Annotated in this window: 6 protein-coding genes; all 6 read right to left on the bottom strand. The window is 36.1% G+C overall.

Annotation, left to right across the window (positions count from 1 at the left end):
• Positions 1-2: 2 nt before the first annotated feature.
• Positions 3-1,307: a TRAP transporter large permease gene (locus tag FGF67_RS16510; protein ID WP_199240707.1), complete on the bottom strand. Its 1,305-nt coding sequence runs from the start codon at positions 1,305-1,307 to the stop codon at positions 3-5.
• 2 nt (positions 1,308-1,309) lie between these two features.
• Positions 1,310-1,801, bottom strand: a complete 492-nt coding sequence (locus FGF67_RS16505) for a TRAP transporter small permease (RefSeq protein WP_139698862.1) — start codon at positions 1,799-1,801, stop codon at positions 1,310-1,312.
• Positions 1,802-1,803: 2 nt separating this feature from the next.
• Positions 1,804-2,778, bottom strand: coding sequence for a TRAP transporter substrate-binding protein (locus tag FGF67_RS16500; protein WP_139698861.1), 975 nt, complete (start codon positions 2,776-2,778; stop codon positions 1,804-1,806).
• A 118-nt stretch (positions 2,779-2,896) separates the two neighbouring features.
• Complete coding sequence (gene uxaC, locus FGF67_RS16495) at positions 2,897-4,300, bottom strand: glucuronate isomerase (RefSeq protein WP_139698860.1); 1,404 nt, start codon at positions 4,298-4,300, stop codon at positions 2,897-2,899.
• Between the two features lie 54 nt (positions 4,301-4,354).
• Complete coding sequence (gene uxuA / locus FGF67_RS16490; RefSeq protein ID WP_139698859.1) at positions 4,355-5,530, bottom strand: mannonate dehydratase; 1,176 nt, start codon at positions 5,528-5,530, stop codon at positions 4,355-4,357.
• A gap of 21 nt (positions 5,531-5,551) precedes the next feature.
• Positions 5,552-5,830: SDR family oxidoreductase (locus FGF67_RS16485; RefSeq protein WP_139698858.1), on the bottom strand; the 279-nt coding region annotated here is incomplete at its 5' end.

Raw genomic sequence — 5,830 nt, 5'->3', positions numbered from 1 at the left:
TCTTAAAGCCCAAACAAATTTGGTAAATACATAGAAATTTCAGGGATATAGGTTATTAAAAGGAGTACCAATACCATGATTAGCAAAAATGGCAGTAATGGTTTTACCACTTGAGAAACCGATATGTTGGCAATACCACTTCCTACAAAGAGTATGGTTCCTACTGGAGGTGTACATAGGCCAATACACAAATTGAGCACTAACACAATGCCAAAATGTACTGGATGCATCCCTAAAGCAACAACCACTGGTAAAAATATAGGGGTAAAAATTAAAACGGCAGGCGTCATATCCATAAACGTTCCTATAATCAAGAGCACCAGATTAATAACCAGAAAGATAACTATTTTATTACTGAATTGTTCTAGTAAAAACCCACTGATAAGCTCTGGGATCCCCTCAAAGGAAAACAACCATGACATAGCCATAGAGGTACAAATTAAGAACATAACTACAGCAGTAGTCTTTGCGCTTGTGAGTAAAATTTCAGGAAAATCTTTAGTGGTAATATCCCCATAAATGAGCGCCAATACCGCTGCATATAATACTGCTATGGCCGATGCCTCTGTAGCTGTAAAAATACCTGCTACAATACCGCCAACCACAATAACCAACAGTAACAGACTAAAAAAGGCTTTACTAAAATATTTCCAAATCAATGAAAGTGGTGCGCGCTCACCTTTTACAAAGCCTCTGGTTATAGCCACAAAAGCAATATAACCTATAATACTAAACCCTAATAAAATACCTGGTAGATATCCTGCTATAAACAGTGCCGCAACAGAGGCAGTACCACCACTAGCCAAGGCATATACAATTAAAATATTACTTGGAGGAATTAATAGGCCCGTTGTTGATGATGTAATATTTACAGAAGCACTAAATGCTCTTGGATACCCTTCTTCCTCCATCCTATCAGTCATTATACTTCCTATGGCTGAAGTGGCCGCGATGGCTGAGCCTGAAATAGCCCCAAATAACATCGAGGCCAATACATTTACATAAGCCAAGCCCCCTGGCAAACTAGCAACTAATGATTTTGCAAAATTTATAAGCCGGTTGGCAATGCCACCTCGCTTCATAATTTCGCCAGCTAATACAAAAAACGGAATAGCCAAAAGCGCAAAACTATCAATACCTGTAGTCATACGTTGGGCTATGGTGGTTATGCCTGGTAGTTTATCAATATTAAGTAATAAACTTATAGTTGTAGAAATACCTATACTGTAAGCCACAGGAACTTTTAACATTAGCAAGGTAAAAAAACTGGCAAATAAAACGATGATACTTATAACCTCAATACTCATGGTTAGTCGATGATTTGGTTAGCATTAATTTTGAATATGTGGTAAACAGAGAAACACATAATAAGAAGCCCACTTGCGGGTAATATAGCATAAATATACCCTAAAGGAATTCGTAAGGTTCCTGATAATTGCTCTAAGTGTAGAGTTATATACACCAAGTTAAAACCGCCAATAACCATAACAATTAAAGCAAATAAAAAAATACAGCACTCGATAAATAAAAGTACCTTCTTTCTTGTTTTTTCAGAAAACTTCTGATACAAAAAATCCATAGACAAATGCATTCTTTTACCATTTAAATATGCTGCTCCTAAAATGGACATCCATATTAACGAAAAACGCGCCAATTCTTCCGTAAAAGCAAAAGAGGTATTTAAAATATATCGCGAAAACACCTGACTCAAAACATCAATAACTAACAAACCAAAAATGACAATAAGTATAATTTCCATCAATCTACATACCTTATCAAATATAATATCTGCTGATTTCATAATTACTCTCTTATTATGTTGTTGATTAATTCACTCATTTCTGGATGCGCTTTTAAAAAGGCTTCCAAAACGGGTTTCGACTTTTCTTGAAATAGTGACTTTTCCGGAATAATAATCTCTACACCTGCCTTTTTAGCGATAGCCATAGACTGGTCAACAGATTCTTTCCAAAATTGCTTTTGCGCCTGTGAAGACTCATCGGCAGATTCTTGAACCCATTTTTTTTCTTGATCTGATAACTTATCCCAAAACTTTGTTCCTATCAATAAAACATCTGGTACTGAGGAATGCTGATCAAGCGTATAATACTTACTTACCTCATAATGGTTTGATGACACAAAGGAAGGTGGGTTATTTTCGGCACCATCTACTACCCCTTGCTGAATGGCTGTGTATAACTCGCCGTAAGCCATTGGTGTTGCCGATCCTCCAAGGGCATTAACCATATTGATAGCCATTTGATTATTCATCACACGTATTTTTAGCCCTCTTAAATCATCAGGAGTTCTAATAGCTTTATTTGAGGTATAAAAACTTCGGCTACCAGCATCATAATAACATAAACCGCGTAACCAAAACTTACTCCCTTTTTCTAATATTGATTTACCAATTTCTCCTTCTAAAACCTCAAATTGATGATCTTTATCTTTGAATAAATAAGGTATGCCCAATACGTGATACTCAGGTACAAAATTAGATAAGGTGGCTGCGCTCACTTTAGTTGCTGCTACACTTCCTATTTGTAAAAGCTCTAATACTTCCCGTTCTGATCCTAATTGCCCATCTGGAAAAATCTTCATTTCTAATGCGCCGTTGGATTTCTTTTCTAATGCCTTTTTAAATTCTAAAATGCCTTTATGTACAGGATGCGTTTGAGGAAGTGTATGTGCCAAATAAAGCATTTTTGTGCCCTTGTTTTCCATACATGACCATAAACTTGCGCAAATAAGCAAAAGGAAAGCCTGTTTTATTCTCATTCTTATTTTATTTTAGTTTAATATGAGTGCTATTAGTGCTATTTAAAACGATTTCTGTTAAAACTAAGTCGTCAACAAATATATGAAATGCAATCGATTGTATTTGTATGGCTAACCCTTAAATATTGAAATACTTAACCGCATTATAATAACAAATATCTTGTATCATTTTGCCAACAAAATCTAAATCATTTGGGATAAGCCCTTGCTTAATATCTTCAGCTAAAACATTACATAAAATACGCCTAAAGTACTCATGTCGTGGAAAAGATAAAAAGCTTCTACTATCGGTTAACATACCTACAAAGTGACTTAATAGTCCCATATTGCCCAAACAGTTTATCTGCTTTTCCATACCATCTTTTTGGTCTAAAAACCACCAACCTGAGCCCCACTGCATTTTACCTTTACAATCTGAGTTTTGAAAATTACCCATCATAGTTGCAAACACCTCGTTATGTGCAGGATTTAAATTGTAGGTTATGGTTTTAGCCAATTGGTTTGTAGCGTTCAAACCATCAAACAACTTGGACATAAACTGAGCCATTGGAAAATCACTCATCGAATCTACACCAGCATCCAACCCTATTTGCCCTAATAGCCTTGAATTGTTATTTCTTATTGGTCCCAAATGGTACTGTTGTACCCATTTATATTCATGGTATTTTTTTCCTAAATGAATAAATAAAAACGAACGATATTTGTTTATTTCTGCTTCTGTAAGACCTGCTCCTGCTAATTTATTTTTGAAAATCGTATCAACTTCTTCTTGCGTATATTCTACCATTTCAAGACGTTCACCTACACCAAAGTCTGATAATTTACAACCTTGCTGATTAAAGAATTCTATTCGCTGATTTATAGCTTTTACAAAATCAGAAAGCGAATTAATTGGTATTCCAGATGCCTTAGTTAATTTAGCTAAATAGGATGTGAAAGTATCTTTATTAATAAAGAACAATTCATCTGCTCTAAAAGTAGGGAGTACCTTTGTAAAGAAGTTTTGTTCTTTACAAGCCTTATGGGAGCTTAAATCATCAGTAGGATCATCTGTGGTACAAATAACTTCAACCTTCATATCTTCCAACAACTGGGCTGGTGTTTTTTGGGCTAATACCCTATTAGCCTTCTCATAAATAAATTCGGCAGTTGAGGGTTGAAGTATATCATCAACATCAAAGTACCGTTTCAGTTCAAGGTGTGTCCAATGAAACAACGGATTTTTTAATGTATAGGGCACCGTTTCTGCCCACTTAACAAACTTCTCTTTGTTTGACGTTACTGAACCTGTAATGAATATCTCTTCTATACCATGGGCGCGCATGCCTCGCCATTTATAATGATCTTCGCTAAGCCATGCTTCTGTAATATTATTTACTGGCTTATTCTCTGCTATTTTTTGTGGCGATAAGTGATTATGATAATCTATTATTGGCAAATCTTTAGCATACTGTTGATACAAGTGTTCTGCGATTTCTGATTGCAGTAAAAAATTATCATGTATAAATGATTCACTCTTCATATGTCCTGTTATTTTAGATAAGCTTTACCTACCTTATAGAATTGATTCTCTTAACTACAAGCTTTTGACTATTCCAAAGGCTAAGCCTCTTAACTCTGCTAAACCACGAAGCCTCCCTATTCCTGAATATCCAGGGTTTGTCTTTTTATGTAAATCATCTAACATTTGATGGCCATGATCTGGTCTTACTGGTATATCAGCATCTTTGTACCCTTCTGATTGTCTTCTTTTTTCCTCTAAAAGAACCGCTCTCATCACAGCATACATATCTACATCTCCTTCTAAATGGTTGGCTTCATAAAAATTACCCATTTCGTCACGCTTTGTACTTCTCAAGTGAAGAAAATGTACTCTATCTGCAAAACGGTTAAATATCTGTACCAAATCATTATCAGCTCGCACACCTAATGATCCTGTACAAAACGTAATTCCGTTAGATCTATCAGGGACATTATCAAATAAATACGCATAATCTGATTCGGTACTCACTACTCTTGGTAAACCTAAAATTGGATACGGTGGATCATCGGGATGAATGCACATTAAAACCTCGTTTTGAGAAGCTACAGGAATAATCTCTTTCAAAAATAAAACTAGGTTTTCTCTTAACACTTGAGCATCAATTGCTTTATAGGTATCTAAAATGGTTTGAAACTGCTCAAGTGTATAACCTTCTTCAGCACCTGGTAAACCCGCAATAATATTGTTAACTAATTTTTCCTTTTGAGCTTCTGATAGGTTATCAAAATAGACTTTAGCCGCTTCTTGCTGCGCTTTGGTATAAACAGCTTCTGCCCCGGGTCGCTTTAATAAAAACAACTCAAATGCCGCAAAAGCTACAACATCAAAGCGCAATGCTTTAGAACCATCTTCTACTTGAAATTCCAAATCGGTTCGTGTCCAATCTAAAACAGGCATAAAATTATAGCATACAATGTGTATACCACAGGAGGCTAAGTTTTCAATACTCTGTTTGTAACGCTCTATATAAATTTTAAAATTCCCTGAACGCGTTTTTATGTTTTCATGCACGGGTATGCTTTCTACAACACTCCAGCTAAGACCTGCTTGCTCTATAACTGATTTCCGTTTTTGTATCTCTTCAATTGTCCAAACCTCGCCATTTGGTATATGATGTAAAGCCGAAACAACGCCTGTGGCTCCTGCTTGACTTATATCTGATAATGAAACGGGATCATTGGGCCCGTACCATCGCCATGTTTGTTCCATATATTCTTTTTCTATTAAATGTTAAACGCCACTATAGGCACTAAATCCTCCATCAATGGGCACTACAACTCCCGTTACAAAAGAAGCCCCCTCTCCACATAACCATAATGTGGTGCCTACCAAATCTTCGGGCTCTCCAAATTTGCCCATAGGGGTTTGTTCTATAATTTGATTACCCCGCTGGGTTAAACTCCCATCTGAATTAGTAAGTAAGCTTCTATTTTGGTCGGTTAAGAAAAAACCTGGTGCCAAAGCATTTACACGAATACCTACCTTTGAAAAATGTACCGCTAGCCACTG

Origin of the sequence: Allotamlana fucoidanivorans, assembly GCF_006265225.1 — a bacterium.
Taxonomy (GTDB): Bacteria; Bacteroidota; Bacteroidia; order Flavobacteriales; family Flavobacteriaceae; genus Allotamlana; species Allotamlana fucoidanivorans.
Note: the sequence above shows the minus strand (reverse complement) of the source record. Positions and strands in the feature narration are given on the sequence as shown.

Coding starts and splice junctions, on each gene's coding strand:
- FGF67_RS16510 (WP_199240707.1), bottom strand. CDS start 1,307: ATGAGTATTGAGGTTATAAGTATCATCGTTTTATTTGCCAGTTTTTTT.
- FGF67_RS16505 (WP_139698862.1), bottom strand. CDS start 1,801: ATGAAATCAGCAGATATTATATTTGATAAGGTATGTAGATTGATGGAA.
- FGF67_RS16500 (WP_139698861.1), bottom strand. CDS start 2,778: ATGAGAATAAAACAGGCTTTCCTTTTGCTTATTTGCGCAAGTTTATGG.
- uxaC (WP_139698860.1), bottom strand. CDS start 4,300: ATGAAGAGTGAATCATTTATACATGATAATTTTTTACTGCAATCAGAA.
- uxuA (WP_139698859.1), bottom strand. CDS start 5,530: ATGGAACAAACATGGCGATGGTACGGGCCCAATGATCCCGTTTCATTA.